General features: G+C 69.5%; 17 protein-coding genes and 1 tRNA gene. 10 read left to right on the top strand and 8 right to left on the bottom strand.

Annotated features, from left to right (window positions below):
* Nucleotides 1-30: 30 nt before the first annotated feature.
* The 3 genes from OQ968_RS03690 to OQ968_RS03680 are packed head-to-tail and all read right to left on the bottom strand — an operon-like array spanning nucleotide 31 to nucleotide 5,368.
* A complete protein-coding gene (locus tag OQ968_RS03690) occupies nucleotides 31-1,053 on the bottom strand; it encodes a nucleoside triphosphate pyrophosphohydrolase (RefSeq protein ID WP_324674724.1) in 1,023 nt (340 codons plus the stop codon).
* Nucleotides 1,050-4,721, bottom strand: a complete 3,672-nt coding sequence (mfd, locus tag OQ968_RS03685; RefSeq protein ID WP_324674722.1) for a transcription-repair coupling factor — start codon at nucleotides 4,719-4,721, stop codon at nucleotides 1,050-1,052. Before mfd ends, OQ968_RS03690 begins: the two co-directional genes overlap by 4 nt.
* A 53-nt stretch (nucleotides 4,722-4,774) precedes the next feature.
* Nucleotides 4,775-5,368 (bottom strand): TetR/AcrR family transcriptional regulator, encoded by a 594-nt coding sequence (locus tag OQ968_RS03680; RefSeq protein WP_324675078.1) that lies wholly within the window; start codon nucleotides 5,366-5,368, stop codon nucleotides 4,775-4,777.
* A gap of 137 nt (nucleotides 5,369-5,505) precedes the next feature.
* Between OQ968_RS03680 and OQ968_RS03675 the strand changes: the two genes are divergently transcribed.
* The 6 genes from OQ968_RS03675 (at nucleotide 5,506) to OQ968_RS03650 (ending at nucleotide 9,553) form a co-directional block, all read left to right on the top strand.
* A tRNA-Gln gene (locus OQ968_RS03675) sits at nucleotides 5,506-5,577 on the top strand.
* 89 nt (nucleotides 5,578-5,666) lie between these two features.
* Nucleotides 5,667-7,154: a bifunctional UDP-N-acetylglucosamine diphosphorylase/glucosamine-1-phosphate N-acetyltransferase GlmU gene (glmU, locus tag OQ968_RS03670; protein WP_324674720.1), complete on the top strand. Its 1,488-nt coding sequence runs from the start codon at nucleotides 5,667-5,669 to the stop codon at nucleotides 7,152-7,154.
* A gap of 97 nt (nucleotides 7,155-7,251) precedes the next feature.
* Nucleotides 7,252-8,232, top strand: coding sequence for a ribose-phosphate diphosphokinase (locus OQ968_RS03665; RefSeq protein ID WP_324674718.1), 981 nt, complete (start codon nucleotides 7,252-7,254; stop codon nucleotides 8,230-8,232).
* Entirely contained in the window at nucleotides 8,233-8,589 is a 357-nt protein-coding gene (arsC, locus tag OQ968_RS03660) for an arsenate reductase (glutaredoxin) (RefSeq protein ID WP_324674716.1), read from the top strand. It abuts the gene before it with no gap.
* A gap of 56 nt (nucleotides 8,590-8,645) precedes the next feature.
* Complete coding sequence (locus OQ968_RS03655; protein WP_324675076.1) at nucleotides 8,646-9,251, top strand: LpqN/LpqT family lipoprotein; 606 nt, start codon at nucleotides 8,646-8,648, stop codon at nucleotides 9,249-9,251.
* Nucleotides 9,252-9,340: 89 nt separating this feature from the next.
* Nucleotides 9,341-9,553: a DUF4926 domain-containing protein gene (locus tag OQ968_RS03650; RefSeq protein ID WP_324674715.1), complete on the top strand. Its 213-nt coding sequence runs from the start codon at nucleotides 9,341-9,343 to the stop codon at nucleotides 9,551-9,553.
* Nucleotides 9,554-9,561: 8 nt separating this feature from the next.
* Here OQ968_RS03650 and OQ968_RS03645 read toward each other — a convergent pair whose 3' ends face one another.
* Entirely contained in the window at nucleotides 9,562-12,810 is a 3,249-nt protein-coding gene (locus OQ968_RS03645; protein WP_324674713.1) for a LuxR family transcriptional regulator, read from the bottom strand.
* Nucleotides 12,811-13,010: 200 nt separating this feature from the next.
* Between OQ968_RS03645 and OQ968_RS03640 the strand changes: the two genes are divergently transcribed.
* From OQ968_RS03640 to pth, 4 genes are all read left to right on the top strand, one after another.
* Nucleotides 13,011-14,243, top strand: coding sequence for a cytochrome P450 (locus OQ968_RS03640; protein ID WP_324674711.1), 1,233 nt, complete (start codon nucleotides 13,011-13,013; stop codon nucleotides 14,241-14,243).
* 23 nt (nucleotides 14,244-14,266) lie between these two features.
* Nucleotides 14,267-15,136, top strand: coding sequence for an oxidoreductase (locus OQ968_RS03635; RefSeq protein WP_324674709.1), 870 nt, complete (start codon nucleotides 14,267-14,269; stop codon nucleotides 15,134-15,136).
* A 242-nt stretch (nucleotides 15,137-15,378) separates the two neighbouring features.
* A complete protein-coding gene (locus OQ968_RS03630) occupies nucleotides 15,379-16,047 on the top strand; it encodes a 50S ribosomal protein L25/general stress protein Ctc (protein WP_324674707.1) in 669 nt (222 codons plus the stop codon).
* Between the two features lie 12 nt (nucleotides 16,048-16,059).
* On the top strand, nucleotides 16,060-16,635 hold the full coding sequence (pth, locus tag OQ968_RS03625) for an aminoacyl-tRNA hydrolase (RefSeq protein WP_324674705.1): 576 nt from the start codon (nucleotides 16,060-16,062) through the stop codon (nucleotides 16,633-16,635).
* Between the two features lie 72 nt (nucleotides 16,636-16,707).
* On the opposite strand, the gene OQ968_RS03620 is transcribed toward pth, so the two are convergent.
* The 4 genes from OQ968_RS03620 to OQ968_RS03605 all read right to left on the bottom strand — a co-directional run bounded on the left by OQ968_RS03620 (nucleotide 16,708) and on the right by OQ968_RS03605 (nucleotide 21,699).
* Nucleotides 16,708-18,342, bottom strand: coding sequence for a fatty acyl-AMP ligase (locus OQ968_RS03620; RefSeq protein WP_324674702.1), 1,635 nt, complete (start codon nucleotides 18,340-18,342; stop codon nucleotides 16,708-16,710).
* A 367-nt stretch (nucleotides 18,343-18,709) separates the two neighbouring features.
* Nucleotides 18,710-19,669 carry a 4-(cytidine 5'-diphospho)-2-C-methyl-D-erythritol kinase gene (locus tag OQ968_RS03615; RefSeq protein ID WP_324674700.1) on the bottom strand — a complete coding sequence of 320 codons (960 nt, stop codon included), beginning with the start codon at nucleotides 19,667-19,669 and terminating at the stop codon, nucleotides 18,710-18,712.
* A 9-nt stretch (nucleotides 19,670-19,678) separates the two neighbouring features.
* The gene (rsmA, locus tag OQ968_RS03610) at nucleotides 19,679-20,647 is read right to left on the bottom strand and encodes a 16S rRNA (adenine(1518)-N(6)/adenine(1519)-N(6))-dimethyltransferase RsmA (protein WP_324674698.1); all 969 of its coding nucleotides are present in this window, start codon (nucleotides 20,645-20,647) and stop codon (nucleotides 19,679-19,681) included.
* Nucleotides 20,611-21,699: a transglycosylase family protein gene (locus OQ968_RS03605; RefSeq protein ID WP_420715814.1), complete on the bottom strand. Its 1,089-nt coding sequence runs from the start codon at nucleotides 21,697-21,699 to the stop codon at nucleotides 20,611-20,613. Before OQ968_RS03605 ends, rsmA begins: the two co-directional genes overlap by 37 nt.
* Nucleotides 21,700-21,834: the final 135 nt, after the last annotated feature.

Below are 21,834 nucleotides of genomic sequence, written 5' to 3'. Positions count from 1 at the left end.
ACACGCCGCAATACCAGCTGATTGCCGGGCTCAGCGGCGGCCGCGCCGCTTCTTCGAGCCTTTGGGCGCGACGGCGGGCTCGACCGGCTCCGCGTCGACGGCCGAGCCGGCGGCCGGGCCGGCGGAGGGCCAATGCTCGTGCCACTCCTCGTCGGTGATCTCGCCCAGCGGGGCCACGTCGAACTCCTCGGGCACGCCGTCCCCGCGCCGGGTGGCGGCGATCGCCTTCTCCACACCGCGAACGGTGTCCACGAACTCCAAGACCGCCGTCCGCAGCGCGCTTTCCGCGTCGACGTCGGCCGACACGGAGATCGTGGTGATCTCGTCGGGGATCAGGTCGGCCGGCAGCCCGGCCTTCTCGGCGCGTTGAATGACCTTCTGCGCCAGCGCCAATGACGGCTGCCCGGTGTGCACCTCATCCATGACCGAGCGCCGCGGCTTCTCGGCTGCCTTGCGCTCTTCCCACTGAGCCAGCTGGTCCTCAAGCGAAATGGATTGGCCCGCAAGCACTCCCGGAACCCGGTTGCCCAGCTTGCGCATCAGCGCGGCGGCGACGTCGTCGATGGTGAACGGGTGCTGCGGCGCATCCTCGGCGATGCGGGCGTGGAAGAGAACCTGCAGCAACACGTCGCCGAGCTCCTCGCGCAGCTGGTCGGCGTTGCCGCTGCGGACCGCGTCCAGCAGCTCGTAGGTCTCCTCGAGCAGGAACCTGCGCAGCGAGTCGTGCGTTTGCTCGCTTTCCCACGGCCCCGCGGTGCGCAGCTTGTCCATCATCGCGACGGCGTCGACCAGTCGTTCGCCGCGCGGGCTGTCCGGCGCCGAGATCAGCCGGGCCCCGGCGGCCAATCGGGCGACGACGGCGGGGTGGTCGGGGTCGGACGACAGCAACACCGGCGCGTCGTCTCCGGTGTGCACGGGGCGCGCCGCCGGCAGTGACCAGGGCACCGCGACGGGCATCTCCTCGGTGTACTGCACCTCCCCGGTGAGGTGCTCGACGGCTTCGACGGGCACCAGCGACGGGCGGCGGGGGTCGAACAAGACGACGATCGTCATCGCGCTTGCCGCTCCTCACCGGACATCGCCGCAGGTGAACTCGCTGTACCGATATCCTGTTGTGGCTTGCCCTGCAGTGCCGTCACCACGTTGGCCACCATCTGGACCAACTCGACGTCGCGGATGCGTGGCGCGCCGACACCCCCGGCTCGCGGAATCGGAACCTGGACCGTGGCGGTGGTGGCCCGGTAGCGCGCGCCCGGATACATCCTCGCCAGGCGCACCTGAGCCGAATCTAGCAGCGTTATCGGCGACAGCCGCACGGTCGCCGCGGAGGCGGCCGACACCTCGGTGACGCCGGCGGCGCGACACAGCAGCCGCAGCCGCGCCACGGCCACCAACCGGCGGGCGGGTTCGGGCAGCGGCCCGTAGCGGTCGGTGAGCTCCTCGACGACGCCACCGATCGCCGCGTCGTCGGCCGCGGCGGCCAGCCTTCGATAGGCCTCCAGCCGCAGCCGGTCGCTGGCGATGTAATCCGGCGGCAGGTGCGCGTCGACCGGCAGGTCGATCCGCACGTCCTTGGGCTCCTCCCGGGCTGTGACGGTCTCCCCGTCGGCGGCCGCCCGGTAGGCCTCGACGGCCTCGCCCACCAGCCGCACGTACAGGTCGAACCCGACGCCGGCGACGTGGCCGGACTGCTCGACACCCAGCACGTTGCCGGCGCCGCGGATCTCGAGGTCCTTCAGCGCGACCGCCATGCCCGCGCCCAGCTCGTTGTTCTGCGCGATGGTCGCCAGCCGGTCGTAGGCCGTCTCGGTCAGCGGCACGTGCGGCGGATAGAGGAAGTAGGCGTAGCCGCGTTCCCGGCTGCGGCCGACCCGGCCGCGCAGCTGGTGCAGCTGGGCCAGCCCGAAGGTGTCGGCGCGCTCGACGATGAGCGTGTTGGCATTCGAGATGTCCAGCCCGGTCTCGACGATCGTGGTGCAGACAAGGATGTCGTATTCGCGGTTCCAGAATCCCTCGACGGTCCGCTCCAGCAGGTCCTCGGGCATCTGCCCGTGCGCGACGGCGACCCGCGCCTCGGGCACCAGCTCGCGCACCCGGGCGGCGGCCCGGTCGATGGAGCTGACCCGGTTGTGCACATAGAAGGCCTGCCCGTCGCGCAGCAACTCCCGGCGCAGCGCGGCCGCGATCTGCTTATCGTCTTGCGGCCCAACGTAAGTCAGCACCGGGTAGCGCTCTTCGGGCGGCGTCAGGATCGTCGACATCTCGCGAATGCCGGCCAGGCTCATCTCCAGGGTGCGCGGGATCGGGGTCGCGCTCATGGTCAGCACGTCGACGTGGGTGCGCAGCGACTTGATGTGCTCCTTGTGCTCGACGCCGAACCGCTGCTCCTCGTCGACGACGACGAGGCCCAGGTCCTTCCAGCGCACCCCGGTCTGCAGCAGCCGGTGCGTGCCGATCACGATGTCCACCGACCCGTCGGCCAGGCCGTCGATCACGGCGCGGGACTCGGTGGCGTCGGTGAACCGGGACAGCCCCTTGACCACCACCGGGAAGCCGGCCATCCGCTCGCGGAAGGTTTGCAGATGCTGGTCGGCCAGCAGCGTGGTGGGGACCAGCACGGCGACCTGCTTGCCGTCCTGCACCGCCTTGAACGCCGCGCGCACCGCGATCTCGGTCTTGCCGTAGCCGACGTCGCCGCAGATCACCCGGTCCATCGGGATCGGTTTTTCCATGTCGGCCTTGACCTCGGTGATCGCGGTGAGCTGGTCGACGGTCTCGGTGAAACCGAAAGCGTCCTCCATCTCGGCCTGCCACGGGGTGTCCGGCCCGAACGCGTGCCCGGCACTGGCCTGCCGTTTGGCGTACAGCGACACCAGTTCGCCGGCGATCTCCCGGACCGCGCGGCGGGCCTTGGTCTTGGTGTTGGCCCAGTCGCTGCCGCCCAGCCGGCTCAGGGCCGGGGCCTGCCCGCCGACGTAGCGCGACAGCTGGTCCAGCGAGTCCATCGGGACATACAGCCTGTCGGCCTGCTGGCCGCGCTTGCTGGAGGCGTATTCCAGCACCAGGTACTCGCGCCGGGCGCCGCCGACCGTGCGCTCGACCATCTCGACGAACCGCCCGATGCCGTGCTGGTCGTGCACCACCAGGTCGCCCGCCGTCAGCGCCAGCGGGTCGACGGTGTTGCGCCGCTTGGCCGCCAGCCGCTTGCCCTCGACGGCGGTGGCCCGGTTGCCGGTCAGGTCGGTCTCGGTGATCACGACCAGGCTGGCGCCGGGCACCACGACGCCGTCGTGCAGCGGTCCCTTGAGCACCCCGACGATGCCGGGCTTGGGTGCCGCGCCCGATTCCAGCATGGCCGCCGGCGCGTCGGATTCGGCCAGCCGCTCCGCCACCCGGTGGGCCGTTCCGGCGCCGGGCGCGACGACGGCGGCGTACCCGCCCGTCGTCACGTGCGCGCGCAGCATCGCGAAGATGCCGTCGATGTCATGCTGATGCCCGCGGGCCGACGGCGCCGCCCGGATGTCCAGCTCCACGGCCGACTCGTCGGACAGCTGGCTCAAGGTCCACCATGGGTGACCGGACCGGGCCGCCGCGGCCCGCACGTCGTCGAGTTCGGCGAAGCCCGACCCGCCCAGCTGCGCGACGTCGACGGGCGCTTGGCCTTCCGAGCCGCCCAGGGCGGCGACCGACCACGACGCCTCGAGGAATTCGCGGCCGGTCTTGATGAGGTCGGCCGCCCGGCTGCGCACCTTCTCCGGGTCGCACAGCAACACCGGGGTGCCCTCGGCCAGCTGATCGGTCAGCAGGACGTGGGCCCCGTTTTCGGCGGGCCGGAGCACCGGCAGCAGCGCCTCCATGCCGTCGACCGGGATGCCCTCGGCAAGCTTGGCAAGCATGTCGGTGAGGCTGCCGGTGATCGCCCCGTCGCCCGGGGGATGCTGCGCGGCCAGTTCCGCCGCCCGCGCCCGCACGTCGTCGGTGAGCAGCAGCTCGCGGCAGGCGACGGCGACCAGCGTGTCGACGTCGAGCTCGGGAATGGAACGCTGGTCGGCGACCGAGAACATCCGCATCTCGGTGATCTCGTCGCCCCAGAACTCCACGCGCACCGGGTGTTCGGCGGTCGGCGGAAAGAGGTCGAGAATCCCTCCGCGGACGGCGAATTCGCCGCGCCGGCCGACCATGTCGACCCTGGCGTAGGCCAGCTCGACCAGCCGGGCCACCACGCCCTCGAAGTCGACCTCCTCACCGGCCCGCAAGGTCAGCGGTTCCACCAGGCCCAGCCGCGGCGTCATCGGCTGCAGCAGCGACCGAACCGTCGTGACCACGACCCGCAGGGGCGTGCCCAGACTTGTGTCGTCGGGATGGGCCAGCCGGCGCAGCACCATCAATCGGGTGCCGACGGTGTCGACGCCGGGCGAAAGCCGTTCGTGCGGCAGCGTTTCCCAGGACGGGAAGAGCGCCACCGCGTCGCCGAACACGCCTCGCAGCTCGGCGGTCAGGTCGTCGGCTTCGCGACCGGTGGCGGTGACCACCAGCAGCGGGCCGAGCCGCGCCAGCGCGCCGGTGACGAACACCCGGGCGGCGGCCGGGCCGACCAGGCTCAGTTCCGCGGGCCGGGCGGTGGCGCGCTCGATGAGCTGCTGGAAAGTCGGCGCGGTCAGCGCCAATTCGATGAGCCCCGCGATCGGGGTTTCTGGGCGAGCAGGCCCCGGTGCGGTCATGATGACGCCTATTCTAGGGACGCCAAACGCGGTCGACCGGGCGCGGTTAGCGGCTACTCGTCCTGCAGCTTGGGGTCGGCCTCCAGGTGTGTGAGGCCGTTCCACATCAGGTTGACCAGGTGCGCGGCGACCACTTCCTTCTTGGGCTCGCGGGTGTCGAGCCACCACTGGGCCGTCATCGACACCGAGCCCACCAACGCCTGCGCGTAGAGCGGTGCCAAATCCGGGTCCAGGCCGCGGCGGGCGAAGTCGCCGGCCAGGATGGAACTGACCTGGCTGACCGCGTCGTTGAGCAGGCTGGAGTAGGTGCCCGAGCTGATCGCTGCCGGCGAGTCGCGGATCATGATCCGGAAGCCGTCGGTGCGCTCCTCGACGTAGGTGAGCAGCGCCAGCGCGACGCGTTCGACCCGCACCCGGGAACGGTTGTTGGTCAGCGACGAGGTGATGCCGTCCAGCAGCGCCGACATCTCGCGGTCGACGACGACGGCGTACAGGCCCTCCTTGCCGCCGAAATGCTCGTAGACGACCGGCTTGGACACGTTGGCACGCTGCGCGATCTCCTCGATCGAGGCCCCCTCGTAGCCGCGCTCGGCGAACAGCGAGCGCGCGATGCCGATGAGCTGGTGCCGTCGCTCGCTGCCGGTCATCCGGGCGCGCGGCGCCCGCACTTCTTTATCCGGGGCTGCCACGTATCTCAGGGTATCGGTTTGCGCAGGTGAAGATAGTGTCTAGAGTCTTGTTGGCGCGGTCGGCGAACGGGCGCCACCCCGCCGTGGCAGGCCAATCCGTCGTGGTGTAATCGGCAGCACCTCTGATTTTGGTTCAGAAAGTTCAGGTTCGAGTCCTGGCGACGGAGCACAGCTCTTTGCCGCGAGCGTGCATGAAATGACACGATTGACGGCGTGTCGACGTACAGACACACACGCTCGCGCGGAAGGGAGAAGCGTGGCGTTTCGTGGTGACACCGCGGTCCTGGTCTTGGCGGCCGGGCCCGGCACCAGGATGCGATCCGACACCCCCAAGGTGCTGCACGCCATCGCCGGCCGCAGCATGCTGTCCCACACGCTGCATGCGGTCGCCAAGGTGGCGCCCCAGCGGCTGGTCGTGGTCCTCGGCCACGACCACCAGCGCATCGCGCCACTCGTCGCCGAGCTGGCCGAGCGCCTCGGACGCCCGATCGACGTGGCGCTGCAGGAGCGGCCGCTGGGGACCGGCCACGCGGTGCTGTGCGGGCTGTCGGCGCTGCCCGACGACTACGCCGGCATCGTCGTCGTCACCTCGGGGGACACGCCGCTGCTGGACTCCGACACCCTGGCCGACCTGATCGCGACGCACAACGCGGCCTCGGCCGCGGTGACCGTGCTGACCACCACGCTGAGCGAACCCTTCGGCTACGGCCGCATCCTGCGCACCCAGCACGACGAGGTGATGGCGATCGTCGAAGAGGCCGACGCGACGCCCTCGCAGCGGGAGATCCGCGAGGTCAACGCCGGTGTCTACGCGTTCGACGTCGCCGCGTTGCGCTCCGCCCTGGGCCGCCTGCGCTCCGACAACGCCCAACGGGAGCTCTACCTCACCGACGTCGTCGCGATCCTGCGCGGCGACGGCCGGTCGATCCTCGCCCAGCACGTCGACGACAGCGCGCTGGTCGCCGGCGTCAACAACCGCGTGCAGCTCGCCGAGCTCGGCGCCGAGCTGAACCGCCGGATCGTCGCCGCCCACCAGATGGCGGGCGTGACCGTCGTCGACCCGGCGACCACCTGGATCGACGTCGACGTCACGATCGGCCGCGACACCGTCGTCCATCCCGGGACGCAGCTGCTCGGGCGCACCCGGATCGGCGGTCACTGCATCGTCGGCCCGGACACCACGCTGACCGACGTCACCGTGGGCGACGGCGCGTCGGTGGTTCGCACCCACGGCTCCTCGTCGTCGATCGGCGACGGCGCGACGGTCGGCCCGTACACCTACCTGCGGCCGGGCACCGTGCTGGGGGCCGACGGCAAGCTCGGCGCGTTCGTCGAGGCCAAGAACTCCACCATCGGCGCCGGCACCAAGGTTCCGCACCTGACCTACGTCGGCGACGCCGACATCGGCGAACACAGCAACATCGGCGCGTCCAGCGTGTTCGTCAACTACGACGGCACCACCAAGCGGCGCACCACCATTGGCTCGCACGTGCGCACCGGGTCGGACACCATGTTCGTGGCGCCGGTGACCGTCGGCGACGGGGCGTACACCGGCGCCGGCACCGTGGTGCGCGACGACGTCCCGCCGGGTGCGCTTGCGGTTTCGGCGGGCCCGCAACGCAACATCGAGAACTGGGTGCAGCGCAAGCGGCCGGGCAGCGCGGCCGCGCAGGCCGCCGAAAAAGCCGCCGAAAAGGCCGCCCAGCAGCCCCAACCCCCACCCGACCCCGATCCGTCGCCGTGAACCCACGACGTGGCAATCCGGCATCCCATCGAAGCCCTTCGCTTACGATGAGGCGTTCCGTTTCCGATCTCGACCCCGATACGGCGAGGGCAGCACCGTGAGCCACGACTGGACCGACAACCGCAAGAACCTGATGCTCTTCTCCGGCCGCGCCCACCCCGAGCTGGCCGAGCAGGTGGCCAAGGAGCTCGACGTCCACGTCACGGCGCAGACCGCGCGCGAGTTCGCCAACGGGGAGATCTTCGTGCGGTTCCACGAATCGGTGCGCGGCTGCGACGCGTTCGTCCTGCAGTCGCATCCGGCGCCGGTGAACGACTGGCTGATGGAACAGCTGATCATGATCGACGCGCTCAAGCGCGGCAGCGCCAAGCGGATCACCGCCGTCATGCCGTTCTACCCGTACGCCCGCCAGGACAAGAAGCACCGCGGTCGCGAACCGATTTCGGCGCGGCTGGTCGCCGACCTGCTCAAGACGGCGGGAGCCGACCGGATCGTGACCGTCGACCTGCACACCGATCAGATCCAGGGCTTCTTCGACGGGCCCGTCGACCACATGCGCGGCCAGAACCTGCTGACCGGCTACATCCGGGACAACTACCCCGACGGCAACATGGTCGTGGTCTCCCCCGACTCCGGCCGGGTGCGCATCGCGGAGAAATGGGCCGACGCGCTGGGCGGCGTGCCGCTGGCCTTCATTCACAAGACCCGCGACCCTCGGGTGCCCAACCAGGTGGTGTCCAACCGCGTCGTCGGCGAGGTCGAGGACCGCACCTGCGTGCTGATCGACGACATGATCGACACCGGTGGCACCATCGCCGGCGCCGTGCAGCTGTTGCGCGACGACGGTGCCCGCGACGTGATCATCGCCGCGACCCACGGCGTGCTGTCGGACCCGGCCGCCGAGCGGCTCGCCGCCTGCGGCGCCCGCGAGGTGATCGTCACAAACACGCTCCCAATTGGCGAGGAGAAGCGTTTCCCTCAGCTGACGGTTCTGTCCATCGCGCCGCTGCTGGCCAGCACCATTCGCGCGGTCTTCGAAAACGGCTCGGTCACAGGGCTATTCGACGGGGACGCGTAGATGGCCTCCGGTTCACGCGATACCGTCATCTATCACAATCCCAAGTGCAGCACCTCGCGCAAGACGCTGGACCTGTTGCGGGACAATGGTTTTGAGCCCACCATCGTCGAATACCTGAAGACGCCGCCGTCACGCGACGAGCTGGTCAAGATGATCCGCGACGCCGGCATCGATGTGCGCACCGCGGTGCGCAAGCGGGAACCGCTGTACACCGAACTCAACCTCGCCGAGGCGAGCGACGACGAGCTGCTCGACGCCATGGCCGAGCATCCCATCCTGATCGAACGCCCGTTTGTCGTCACACCGAAGGGGACCCGGCTGGCCCGGCCGATCGACGCGGTCCACGAGATTCTGTGACCGCTCGCCGCACGGTCGCGACCGCTTTGGCCGCCTTGGTCGCTTTCGTCGCTCCGATGTCGGTGGCCGGCTGCGCCCCGAAGGCCCCCGACTACTCGTCGGTCTTGGGGACGACTTCGGCTACCACTACCACCACGACGACTCCCAAACCCGTTCCCCTGTCGCAGTATCTGGAGAGCATCGGGGTCACCGGGGAGCCGGTGGCGCCGAGCGGCCTCACGGATTTGACCGTGTCGATACCGACGCCGCCGGGCTGGTCGCCGTACACGGACCAGAAGATGCCGCCGACCACGGTGATGATCTCCAAGCCCAGCAAGGTTCCGAACGCCATGTTGGTGGTGTTCAGGCTGCACGGGGACTTCGACCCGGCGCAGGTCATCAAGCACGGTAACGACGATGCCCAGCTGTTGCCGGGTTTCACTCAACTGGATGCGTCGACGGCCCCCTTCAACGGGTTTCCCTCGTCGATGATCCAGGGCAGCTACGGCGCCAACGAGATCCGGCTGCACAGCTGGAACCGGATCGTCATCGCCACCGGATCGCCGCCCGCGAAGCAGCGGTACCTGGTTCAGCTGACCATCACGAGCCTGGCCGCCCAGGCGGCCGCGCAGTCGGCCGACATCGAGGCGATCATTCGCGGATTCGTCGTCGCCGCAAAGTAGCTTCACCGCGAAACTGCAACTGGCTACGCATTCGTCGAGTAGGGCCGTCGGTAGTTGCACTCTCGCGGCAGTGCTTGGATGGTGACGATGTGAAGCCCCAAGATTCCGATGTCGTCAGACTGCGACGCCCGCTACCCGAGCACAACCTTCCGGCCGGGGCGCAAGGCGCCGTTGTCAACGACATCCAGACCGAGGGCCTACCGCCCGCATACCTCGTGGAGTTCGCGGACGCCGACGGTGTGACTTACGCATTGGTTCATGTGCCGGAAGACAACCTCGAGGTCGTGTGGCGACCGAAGTGATTTAGCGGTCAGCCCTGGCGGCTCGCCTCTTGGACCAGCTGGACGCGGGAGGCCAGGCCGAGCTTGGCGTAGACGTGGGTGAGGTGGGTCTGCACGGTGCGCGGCGAGATGAAAAGCCGCGCGCCGATATCCCTGTTGCCCAGCCCCTCGCGGACCAGGCGCACCACGTCGTTCTCCATCGGCGTCAGCGATGCCCAACCATTTGTCGGGCGCTTACGCTCGCCGCGCCCGCGCTGTGTGAAGGCGATGGCCTCCTCGGTGGACAGAGCCGCACCCTCAGCCCACATGAGGTCAAAATCCCTCTCGCCCAACACTTCCCGGGCTGCCGCGACCGTAATGTCGTAGCCGGGTTGGTACATCGGGTACCGCGCCTGCCCCATGCGTTCCCGCACGCCGTCGGCTGCGCCCAACAGGCGCGCCGCATAGGAGTGATTGCCGCCGTCGCCCGCCAGCCGGGCCAGGCATTCCAGCGTGTCGGCCACTCGCAGATATCCCTGCGAGCGAGCGGCGGCCCCAAGAGCCTCGTGGGCATCGCGCTCGGCCTGGTCCGGCTCACCCTGGGCGATCGCGACAAAGGCGCGAACCGTGCGCGCGACCACTTGGTGCCAACCCGGTACCACAGCGACGCAATCGTCGGCCCAGTTGCGCGCGGAGACCAGATCACCGCAGGCCAATGCGGCCTCGCCCAACGGATTGACGCTTCTGGTGAACAGTTCGCGCACCGGCACGGTGAGGCGCCAGGCCACCTCCGCGGCGTCCCTCGCCCGGGCGGGGTCACCGTCCGCCAGCGCGGCTTGCGCAGTGACCGCGGCCACCGCGTCCGCCCACTGACCGCCCACCTCCTCGGCAATCACTCGTGCGGATTCGGCCGCCGCTTGAGCGGCATCCGCCCGTCCCTGATATGCGAGCACCACGGTGCGACCCACGTCGCCGAAGACTTTCATCGGCTTGTCCCCGGCCGCTTCGGCCTCCTCGACCAGATCATCTTCGACCAGAGCGGCGTGGGCCAGATTTCCCTGCATCATCAGCGCGATGGCCAGCCACGCACGGGAGTGACGCGAGAAGAACCCGAAGCCCAACGCGTCGGCGAGGTCACGTCCCTCCTCGGCCGCGGCGCGCGCGCCCGTCGGTTGACCCGCCATGCAGCCGATGGTCGCTCGATAGCTGAGAATTTGGCACAGGCTCCAGCGATCGCCGGTCGCGCGGGCCAGTTCCATGGCCTCGGCGAGGTGGAGCTCGGCCAGCTCGGGGTTGTAGAAGGCGAGGGCCCCGCACCCCATCAGGACTCGAGCCAGCAGTACCGGATCCCCGAGTTCGCGCGCGGCAGCCACCGCGTCCCGTGCCCGATCCTCGTTCGCGGGTACGACCGCCCACCCCGTGAGCGTGCTCTGGTCGGCGACCGCGCGAATCCACACCGCCCGTTCGACTTCCGAGCAGCGGGCATCGCTCAGCACCATTTCAAATCCGGATATTCCTTCGCGGAACCGGCCGGCAGCTATCCAGACCAACTGCAACGTGGATAGCAGCCGCAGCGCCGTGTCGAGGTCGCCGTTCTCGCGACTCCACGTGAAGGCCGCCCGCAGGTTCTCGACCTCGGCTTGTGCCCAACTCAGCAGCAACTCGTCGTCGCTGTCGTGGCGTGATTCCAGCTCGGTCGCGGTGGAGGTGTAGTAGTCGCGATGCCGAGTGCGTACCTCGTCGGCCTCACCGGACTCGCCGAGCTTTTCCTGCGCGTATTGGCGCACCGTCTCCAGCAGCCGATACCGCATCGCGTCGCCGGTGTCGTCGGCGACCACCAGGGATTTGTCGACCAGCAGGCTGAGCTGATCGACCAGTTGGTAGCGCTCCATTTCGCTGTCGGCGCCGACCGCCAGGGCGGCGTCCAGGTCGAACCCTCCGGCGAACGCCGCCAGCCGGCGAAACAACACCCGCTCCGGTTCGGTGAGCAGCGCGTGCGACCAGTCCACCGAGGCCCACAGCGTCTGCTGGCGCCGCACCGCGGTACGCGCACCCCCGGTCAGCAGCCGGAACCGGTCGTGCAGACTGTCCGCGATCTGGGCCAGCGACAGCGCCCGGACCCGTGCGGCGGCAAGCTCGATCGCCAATGGCATACCATCCAGCCGCCGGCAGATCTCTTCGACCACCGCGGTGTTGTCTACGGTGATGGTGAATTCGGGGCGGGCCCGCCGGGCGCGGTCGGCGAACAGCTCGACGGCCTCGTCGGCAAAATTCAGCGACGGGACCCGCCAGCTCAGTTCGCCGGGCACGCCGAGCGGCTCACGGCTCGTCGCCATGACCGTCAGCCGCGGGCAGGTCGCGAGCAATTCGACGACCAGCGTCACGCACGCGTCCAGCAGATGCTCACAGTTGTCGAGCAGCAGCAGCATCTTCTTTTCGTCGAAGAACCGCTGCAACAACTCCATCGTGGAGCAACCCGGTTGATCGGGCAGGCCAAGTGTGCGCGCCACGGTCACCGGCGCTATAGCGGAATTGGTGATCGGTGCCAGGTCGATGTACCAGACTCCGTCAGAAAACTCGTCCGTCAGCAGCGAGGTGAGTTCCATGCCAAGGCGGGTCTTGCCCGCACCCCCGGCGCCCGTGAGGGTCACCAGCCGGTTGTCGATCACCAACCGACGCAACTCCGCCATTTGTGCTTGGCGCCCAACGAAACTCGTCAACTGGGCCGGCAGGTTGTGCGACACCGCGACCTGGCGGACACGCAGCGGCGGAAAGTCGTTGCGCAAATCGGGATGACACAACTGCAGCACCCGTTCGGGCCGCGGCAGATCACGCAGCGGATAGTGGCCCAGATCGGCCAGCCACACCCCGTCCGGCAGCCGATCGGCCACCAGCGGTTCCGTCGCGCCGGACAACACGGTCTGCCCGCCATGGGCCAGATCACGCAGCCGCGCGGTCCGATTGATCGTCGGACCGGCGTAGTTGGCGTCGTCGCGCAGCTGCACTTCACCGGTGTGCACGCCGATGCGCAGCCGGATCGGCCCGAGCGGGGCCCGCTGCAGCGCCAGTGCGCACGCCACCGCGTCGGACGCGCGCGCAAAACCGGTCACAAAGCTGTCGCCCTCACCCTGCTCCAGCGGGCGCACCCCACCATGGGCGGCGACGGCCTCATCCACCGCGCGGTTCAGCACCGCCAGGGCGGCGCTCATCTGTTCGGGCTTGGTCTCCCACAGCCGCGTAGAGCCCTCAACGTCGGCAAGCAGCAACGTCACCGTACCGGTCGGCAGCAACTCGGTCACGCTCAAACGCTCCAGGTCAGCAGCGGCATCTCCGCGTGTTGGCTCATAGTAGCCAGCGACGCGGTCGCAAACCAGGCAAAAACATCGGCAATCGGGCACGGATCCAACAAACGCGCCCGGCGAAGTTACGACCCGCGCCGCCCGGATCTACGCGCCAAGGCGGATGGTCTTCGTCGCGCGACACCGGATAGTCGAGTTCCATGACGACCCTGCTCGGCAATTGCCCCAGCGTTTACGACGCCGGGCTGCCCACCTTCGCCTACGACCACCTCACCGATCCCGACGAGGCGCACGCGATCATCGACGACGCGCGCACGCGGGCCCCGATCGCGATCGGCCCGCACGGCCCCGAGATGTTGAGCTACGAGCTGGTCCGAACGGCGCTTCGCGACGGCCGATTCGTCACGGCACGCGGCCTGGGGCTCGACCTGCAGGGCGTGACGTCGGGTCCGCTGTGGGATCGGGCGATCAGCAACATCCTGGGCCTCGACGGCGCCCGCCATCACCGGCTCCGCCGGCTGGTGTCCAAGGCGTTCGCGCCGCGCGGCGCCGAGCGGCTGCACACGTTGGTCGTCGAGATCATCACCGGCCTGGTCGATCCGCTGACCGCCGTGGGGCACTGCGACGTCGTCGCTGATATCGCCCGCCGCTACCCCACGCCGGTCATCTGCGCGCTGTTGGGCGCGCCGCCCGAGGACTGGCAATTGTTCAGCGACTGGACCGACGACATCAAGAAGATCTTCGACTGGAACGTGGCCGAAGACGGCCCGGCGATCCTCGCGGCGTGGGATCAACTGGACGCCTACCTCGAGGACCTGATCGCGCGCCGGCGCGCGTCGCTGGGCGATGACCTGATCTCCGAGCTCATCCGCACCGAAGACGACGGCGACCGCCTCACCCACGACGAGTTGCTGATGCTGTGCGCCACCCTGCTCGGCGCGGGCACCGACACCACCCGCAACCAGCTCGCCGCGGCGGTGCAGGTGCTGTCCGCCCACCCCGACCAATGGGCGCTGCTGGGCCGGCATCCCGAGGTGGCGGCCGACGCCGTGCACGAGCTGATGCGTTACTACCCAATAGTTTTCGGCGCCGCACGCAAGGCCGCCGAGGACGTCGAGCTGGGCGCGGTCTGCATCCCCGCTGGCACCCTGGTGCTGGCCAACACCGCCGCGGCCAATCGCGACCCCGATGTCTACACCGACCCGGATCGCCTCGACATCACCCGCCGAGACCCACCGGCGATGCTCACCTTCGGCGGCGGCGTGCACTACTGCCTCGGCGCGCACCTCGCGCGCCTCGAGCTCACCGAAGCGCTTCGGGTCATCACGCGGCGCATGCCCAACCCCCGTCGGATCGGCCCCGCCCCGTGGAAGGCCATCAGCGGCATCACGGGCCCGACCACCCTGCCCCTGGCGTTCGACGCCGGGCACTGAGCGGGCGCCATTAGGCTCGGCGCATGACCGACTGGACCGCCGCAGACCTCCCCTCGTTCACCGGGCGCACCGTCATCGTCACCGGAGCCAACAGTGGGCTGGGCGCGGTGACCGCCCGGGAGCTGGCGGCGAAGGGCGCCGGGATCGTGATGGCCGTCCGCAACACCGAGAAGGGTGAGGCCGCCGCGCGGCAGATGCCCGGCCAGGTCGAGGTGCGCCGGCTCGACCTGCAGGACCTGTCGTCGGTGCGGCAGTTCGCCGAGGGGGTGGACAAGGCCGACGTGCTGATCAACAACGCCGGCATCATGGCCGCGCCGTACGCGTTGACCAAGGACGGCTTCGAGAGCCAGATCGGCACCAACCACCTCGGCCACTTCGCGCTGACGAACCTGTTGCTGCCCAAGCTCACCGACCGCGTCGTCACGGTGTCCTCGATGGCGCACTGGCCGGGCTGGATCGACCTCGACGACCTCAACTGGGAGAACCGGCGCTACTCGCCCTGGCTGGCCTACAGCCAGTCGAAGCTCGCCAACCTCCTGTTCACCAGCGAACTGCAGCGACGCCTGGACGCGGTCGGGTCGCCGCTGCGCGCGCTGGCGGCCCACCCCGGCTATTCGCACACCAACCTGCAGGGCGCCTCGGGCCGGAAGCTGGGTGATGCGCTGATGTCGGCCGCCACCCGGGTGGTCGCCACCGACGCCGATTTCGGCGCCCGGCAGACGCTGTACGCGGCGTCGCAGGACTTGCCCGGCGACACGTTCGTCGGGCCCCGGTTCGGCTACATCGGCCGGACGCAGCCCGTGGGCCGCAGCCGGCGGGCGCGGGACGCGGCCACCGCCGCCAGGCTCTGGGAGCTGTCCGAGCAGCTCACGGGCACCAAATTTCCGCTCTGAGGGGCTGGGTGGAAATTGACTCTGCGCTGGTGGTGACGGCTACTCGACAAACTGCACCATGACCGCAGAGTCAACGCGGACCTGAGCCCGAAATTTCCGCTCTGAGGCGCCCATGCGATAACCTGACCGGGCGTCACGGCGAGGGTGGCCGGCCGTCTGGCCGGCACCGTTATCGACGGAGACCGACGGATTAATCGTCGATCCTGGCCGTGCCCCGGAACCGAGCACACAGGAGCGACACGATGGCCAAGTCGGCAGTCAACCAACTCACCGCCACGGTGCGAACCGAGACCGGCAAGGGCGCGTCGCGGCGCGCCCGGCGCGACGGCAAGATTCCCGCCGTCCTCTACGGTCACGGCGAGGCCCCGCAGCACCTCGAACTGCCCGGGCACGACTTTGCGGCCGTGCTGCGGCACTCCGGCACCAACGCGGTGCTGACCCTCGACATCGCCGGCAAGGAACACCTGGCGCTGACCAAGGCGCTCGACATCCACCCGATCCGGCGCACCATCCAGCACGCCGACCTGCTGGTCGTGCGCCGCGGTGAGAAGGTGGTCGTCGAGGTCAGGGTCGTCATCGAGGGCGACGCCGTCCCCGGCACCCTGGTCACCCAGGACGCCAGCACCATCGAGATCGAAGCCGACGCCATGTCGATCCCCGAGCAGTTGACCGTGTCCGTCGAGGACGCCGAGCCGGGCACCCAGTTCACCGCCGGACAGATCACGCTGCCCCGCGGCGTCAACCTGATTTCGGACCCGGAGATGCTGGTGGTCAACGTGGTGAACGCGCCGACCGCCGAGGACCTCGAGGAAGAGGGCGCGGGCGAGGCCCCCGAGGGCGAGGAAGCCGCGGAAGCCCCGGCCGAGGAAGAGGGCGGCGAAGCCGAGGCCCCCGCCGCCGAGTCCGAGTAGGCGGCTCACGACGTGGCCGAGCCGCTATTGGTGGTCGGCCTGGGCAACCCCGGGGACAACTACGCCCGGACCCGGCACAACCTGGGATTCATGGTCGCCGACCTGCTCGCCGCGCGGCTGGGCGCAAAGTTCAAGGCGCACAAGCGTTCCGGGGCGGAGGTCGTCAGCGGCCGGTTGGCCGGGCACTCGATCCTGTTGGCCAAGCCGCGCTGTTACATGAACGAGTCCGGCCGCCAGATCGGGCCGCTGGCGAAGTTCTACTCGGTGGCGCCGGCGGACATCGTCGTCATCCACGACGACCTCGACCTGGACTTCGGCCGCATCCGGCTCAAGATCGGCGGCGGCGAGGGCGGTCACAACGGCCTGCGGTCGCTGGCAGCTTCCTTGGGCACCAAGGACTTTCAGCGGGTGCGCATCGGGATCGGTCGTCCACCCGGACGCAAGGACCCGGCGGCTTTCGTGCTGGAAAACTTCACCGCCGCCGAGCGCCCGGAGGTCCCCGCGATCTGCGAGCAGGCGGCCGACGCCACCGAGTTGCTCATCGAAATAGGCCTGGAGGCCGCGCAAAACCGCGTCCACGCCTGGTAACCCCCCGGCGAGCAGACGCAAAAGCCCCCATTTCGCGCCGAAATTGGGGGCTTTTGCGTCTGCTCGCCGGGCTTAGCTGACCAGGGTCACCGAATTGGACCGGCGCAGCTTGCCCGACGGCGTCTTCGGAATGGTGCCCGGGCCCAGCACCACCACATTGCGGGGGCGCACGTCGACCTCGCTGACGACCTCGTGCGCGACCTGATGCTCGATGCGGCGCACCTCGGCCGGGTCCTGCCAGGCGTTGGACTCGACGGCGACGGCGAACGTCTCGCGCGAGTGGCCGGCGTCGAGCCGCACCGCGACGGCGCAGCCGGGCCGCACCCCGTCCACGCGGCAGGCCGCCCGCTCGATGTCGGTCGGATAGATGTTGCGCCCGGCCATGATGATCACGTCCTTGACCCGGCCGCACACCACGATGTGGCCCTCCTCGGTGATGTAGCCGAGGTCACCGGTGTCGTACCAACCATGCTCGTCCTGGGCCGGGATGAAGCCGCCCATAGTGAGGTAGCCGGGCGTCAGCGACTCACCGCGCAGCTCGATGACGCCCACGCCCCGCGGGGGCATCACGTCGCCGTGCTCGTCGATGATCCGGGCCTCGAGGTCCTGCAGCAGCGGCCCCAGCGTCGCCAGCCGGCGGACGTTGCCCTTGCTGGCGGGCACCGCCCGGCGCAGCGCGGCCAGCAGGTCGGCGTCGACCTCGTCGACGACGAGGCCGGCGTTGCACTCCGAGAACGACACGGCCAGCGTCGTCTCGGCCATGCCGTAGGCCGGCAGGATCGCGGAGGGCTTGAGCCCGAACGGCTTTCCCGCGTCGAGCAGGTCCTCGACGTCGGCGGGCTCGACGGGCTCGGCGCCGGACAGCGCGAAGCGCAGGGTCGACAGGTCGAAGTCGCCGGGCTTGGCGTTGCGGCGCAACCGCTTGGCCAGCAGCGCGTAGGCGAAGTTGGGCGCCGCGGTCATGGTGCCCTTGTACTTGTCGATGAGCTTGGCCCACAGCAGCGTGTCGCGCAGGAAGTCCATCGGCGTGACCTTGACCAGCTCGGCGCCGAAGTACATCGGGATGGTGAGGAAGCCGACCATGCCCATGTCGTGGAAGCAGGGCAGCCAGCTGACCATGACGTCCTTGTCGACGTCGTACTGGGCGCCGATGAACATCGCCTCGGCGTTGGAGTAGATGTTGCGATGGGTGATCTGGACCGCTTTGGGTGAACCCGTGGAGCCCGACGTCAATTGCATCAGCGCCAGGTCGTCCTCGCCGACCTCGACGGGGTCGACCGGGTCCGCCGCCAGCAGGTCGGCGACGGTGAGGACCTTGATCCCCTTCTTCTCGAGGACGGGGACGGCCACCAGGAAGGGCTCGGAGACGATGACGGCCTTGGCCTCGATCATGCCGATGACGGTCATGGTGTCCTCGGCCCAGATCGCCAGGTCGGTGCGCGGCGTGGGCTGGTGCAGCATGGTCAGGCTGGCCCCGCGCATCCACAGGCCCTGCGCCGTCGGGGCGATCTCCACCGGCAGGCCGGCCAGCACGCCGAGCGCGTCGCCCAGGCCGATGCCCGCGGCGGCCAGCCCGCCCGCGATGCGCCGGGCGCGCTCGTGGACCTCGCCCCAGGTGTGGCGGACGGGTTCGTGGGGTTCACCGGTGACCATGCCCGTCGTGGCGGTGCGGGCATTGCGGTACATCTTCTCGGTAAACCTGCTCACAAGGGCCTCCTCGGTCCCGGCACATTCTCTACCGCCAGGAATCTCATGTTCCGCCTGCTGGGGGCTACTTTGAAGCAGGCGCGCGAGCACAGTTGGGCAGCGGTTGGGTCTCGAAACAGTGATGAGCCGGCAACACCGCGCTCGGCTACCCGATCGGCAGGAGCGTGACCCGTCGAACCCGGCCGGTGTGGATGCGTTGGCCGTCCACCGCAGCTCCCGGTGGACGGCGAAATCGAGTGGTCCTGCTTACCGCTACTCGTCACCGCGAGTATCTTAAACTCCTCTTAAGTAACCGCCAAACTGTGGCGGCGTGTGAGTCGGATCTCACATTTTCGGTTCGGATTCGGTTCGGATCCCTCGGTTCGGATCAGACTTCGGTCATCGGTGCGGGCACCACGCGGGCACCGGGTACCGGCCCGCTGGCGACCCGGACCGTGCGGCAGACGCCCGCTCCCGACAGCTGGGTGCCGATGTCGACCGCCTCGGACGCCGAGGTGCACAGGAAGGCACACGTCGGACCCGAGCCGGACACGATGCCGGCCAGGGCGCCGGCCTCCACGCCGGCGCGCAGCGTGCGCCGCAGCGACGGGTCCAGGCTCACCGCGGCGGCCTGCATCTCGTTGCCCAGCAGCGGCGCCAGCTGCTCCGGGTCGCCCGCGGCCAGGGCCGCCAGCACCGGGCCGGGCTCGGCCAGCCGCGACGACTCTCCGCCATCCCGGAGCCGGTCGAGCTCGCGGAACACATCGGGGGTGAGCAGCCCGCTGTCCGCGAACGTCAGCACCCAGTGGAACGTGTTGCGGGACAACACGGTGGCCAGCTCCTCGCCGCGTCCGGTTCCGAGCGCGGTGCCGCCGTGCAGCGCGAAGGGCACGTCGCTGCCCAGTTGCGTGGCGAGCATGCGCAGGTCGCGGCGGGGCACGTTGAGCTCCCACAGCGAGTTCATGGCGACCAGCACCGCCGCCGCGTCCGCGCTGCCGCCGGCCATGCCGCCGGCCACCGGGATGGACTTGTCGATCATGATCGAGACGTCGGGGGCCCGGCCCACGTGGTCGGCCATCAGCTCGGCGGCCTGCCAGGCGAGGTTGCGTTCGTCGGTGGGCAGCGTGTCGGCGCCCTCGCCGACGAGCTCGAGCGACAACACGTCGGCGTTGCGCACGGTCACCTCGTCGAGCAACGAGACGGCCTGAAACACCGTCGTCAGCTCGTGGTAGCCGTCCTCGCGGCGATCGCCGACCGCCAGGTACAGGTTCACCTTCCCGGGCACCCGAACGGTGACCGACCCGGTGGGCACCCACTGCGTGGCGGTGTTGCCGTCAGACGCGGACACCGCAGCAGACTATCGCGAAGCCCGCCCCGAAGCGTGCCGCAGCGCGGTGTCGGGGCGCGCCGGGCCGCTGCCGTCGTCCGGATCGCCGGAGCGCCGCAGCAGCCGCACGAAGTCGTCGATGGACAGCGTCTCGCCGCGGCGGGCGGGGTCGATGCTGGCGGCCAGCAAGCGGTTCGCCGACTCGTTGCCCGAGCCGGCCCACTCGGCGAACGCGTTGCGAGACGTCTTGCGGCGCTGCGCAAACGCGATGTCGATCAGTTCGAACACCCGCCGCCGGAACACCGCGTCGGACGGCCACAGCGGTTTCGCGTACCGGTCGATGCGGACCAGCCCGGAATACACGCGGGGGATGGGCCAGAACACCGTCGGTGAAACCATTCCGCAGCGGGTGACGCGACCGAAGAATCGGACCTTGACGCTGGGCACGCCGTAGTCTTTGCCACCCGGCTCGGCGGCCAGCCGCTCGGCGACCTCGGCCTGCACCATCACCGTCACGGCGTTGATCGACGGGAACTCGGCGAGCAGGTGCAGCAGCGCCGGGACAGCGACGTTGTAGGGCAGGTTGGCCACCACCGCCGTGGGCTCGGGCGCGCCCGCGAGGTCGTCGGGGCGAAGGGTCAGGACGTCGCGGTTGAGGACCGTCAGCCGCTGGATTTCACTGTGCGAGTGCTCCGCGACCGTCTGCGGCAGCCGGGCGGCCAGGACGGGATCGATCTCGACGGCGGTGACGGTGGCACCGCGGTCGAGCAGCGCCAGCGTCAGCGAACCCAGGCCGGGACCGACCTCCAGGACGTGGTCGGAGCGGCCGACCCCCGCGACGGAAACCACTCGCCGCACCGTGTTGGCGTCGTGGACGAAATTCTGGCCGAGTGCCTTCCGTGGCCGAAATTCAAGTTCCTTGGCCAGCCGCCTGATCTCGGTGCGCCCGAGCAGCCGGATGGTCAGCGTGCACCAGCTCTTCCGCTGCACACCGGCCACGCGCCCCAACCCTGACGCTCCCGCGTCACCTCGGCGACGGCGATCTGCTCTTCGCGCGTCGCGAGGTCGGCGCGCGGAGCGAACCGCGTCCCGCCGTTGCGCTCCCAGGTGCCCTGGTCGAATTGCACACCACCGTAATACCCGTTGCCGGTGTTGATCGCCCAGTTTCCGCCGGCCTCGCAGCCCGCGATGGCGTCCCAGATGGATCCGTTGGTTACCGCGGGCACATCGGTGCCGGGCTTGGTGCCGATGCGCACCACGGATTCGCGGGACGGCGTGATCACGACGTTGGCGACGGGGATGCGGCCGGTCTCCACGCCGTTGACGGTGGCCACCGCGTACGTCACGTCCTGCGTGCCGGGGCTACCCGGGTCCTCGACGACCTGGCGGCTCATGTTCATGTCCGGGTCCTCGACCCGACGGGCGTTCGGCTGCAGTGGAACCCGCTCGGTGACCCGTTGGATCCGGTTGCGCGTCACCTGGATTTCCATGCCGTCGACGATCGGCGACGACGCGGCCGGGGTCACCTGGTCGCTGTCGAGCAGCGGTGCGCCGGCGGCGCTCAGCAGCCCCGCCACGTTCGGCGCCGGCAGGTGCACCGTGCGGACCGCGCCGCCGTCGTTGATCCTGACGGTCTTGGCGCTGACGACGGGGAGGGACATCCCCGCCAGCGGAACGCGGCTGCCGCGCGAGGCCGCCGCGGGGGCGGTGTCGGTCATCGCCAGTTGGGCCAGCGCCTCGTCCACGGTGGACGCCGTCGTCCACACCTGCTTGGGGTCGCGGCCGTCCAGTGAGATCTGCAACGGCCGGCTGCGCCGCAGCACGATGTTCGCGGCGTCGCGCACCTGCACATCACCGGCGGGATAAAGGTCGTCGCGCTCGTCGACCGTGTAGCCGTTCTCCTCGACGATGTCGATCACCCGCGACTTCATGGTTGTCACGCGCATCGCGATGCCGTCGACGGTCAGTGTCACGGTCTTGCTCGCGGAGACGGCGAAGCCGCCGGCCAACGCCAGTACTAATAGGAATCCTGCGACGACGAGCCGCAACATCGGTGATGGGGACTGATGAAGTTTCGCTACTACACTCAACGCGGTTTTACCCCGACCTCAGCAACCAGTTAACGACCTAGACAGCACGAATGGGCCCGCCGGCCCACCTTTCGATCACAAGACGGTAACGAACCA

The sequence above is a fragment of the Mycobacterium sp. 663a-19 genome (genome assembly GCF_035616495.1).
GTDB lineage: Bacteria > Actinomycetota > Actinomycetes > Mycobacteriales > Mycobacteriaceae > Mycobacterium.
This window is presented reverse-complemented; position numbering and strand designations above follow the sequence as displayed.

Bases quoted from the DNA above. Each gene is read 5' to 3' on its own strand.
- OQ968_RS03680 (WP_324675078.1), bottom strand. From the start codon at position 5,368: ATGACCGGCAGCGAGCGACGGCACCAGCTCATCGGCATCGCGCGCTCG.
- arsC (WP_324674716.1), top strand. From the start codon at position 8,233: ATGGCCTCCGGTTCACGCGATACCGTCATCTATCACAATCCCAAGTGC.
- OQ968_RS03635 (WP_324674709.1), top strand. From the start codon at position 14,267: ATGACCGACTGGACCGCCGCAGACCTCCCCTCGTTCACCGGGCGCACC.
- OQ968_RS03690 (WP_324674724.1), bottom strand. From the start codon at position 1,053: ATGACGATCGTCGTCTTGTTCGACCCCCGCCGCCCGTCGCTGGTGCCC.
- OQ968_RS03630 (WP_324674707.1), top strand. From the start codon at position 15,379: ATGGCCAAGTCGGCAGTCAACCAACTCACCGCCACGGTGCGAACCGAG.
- OQ968_RS03605 (WP_420715814.1), bottom strand. From the start codon at position 21,699: ATGTTGCGGCTCGTCGTCGCAGGATTCCTATTAGTACTGGCGTTGGCC.
- mfd (WP_324674722.1), bottom strand. From the start codon at position 4,721: ATGACCGCACCGGGGCCTGCTCGCCCAGAAACCCCGATCGCGGGGCTC.
- OQ968_RS03640 (WP_324674711.1), top strand. From the start codon at position 13,011: ATGACGACCCTGCTCGGCAATTGCCCCAGCGTTTACGACGCCGGGCTG.
- OQ968_RS03655 (WP_324675076.1), top strand. From the start codon at position 8,646: ATGTCGGTGGCCGGCTGCGCCCCGAAGGCCCCCGACTACTCGTCGGTC.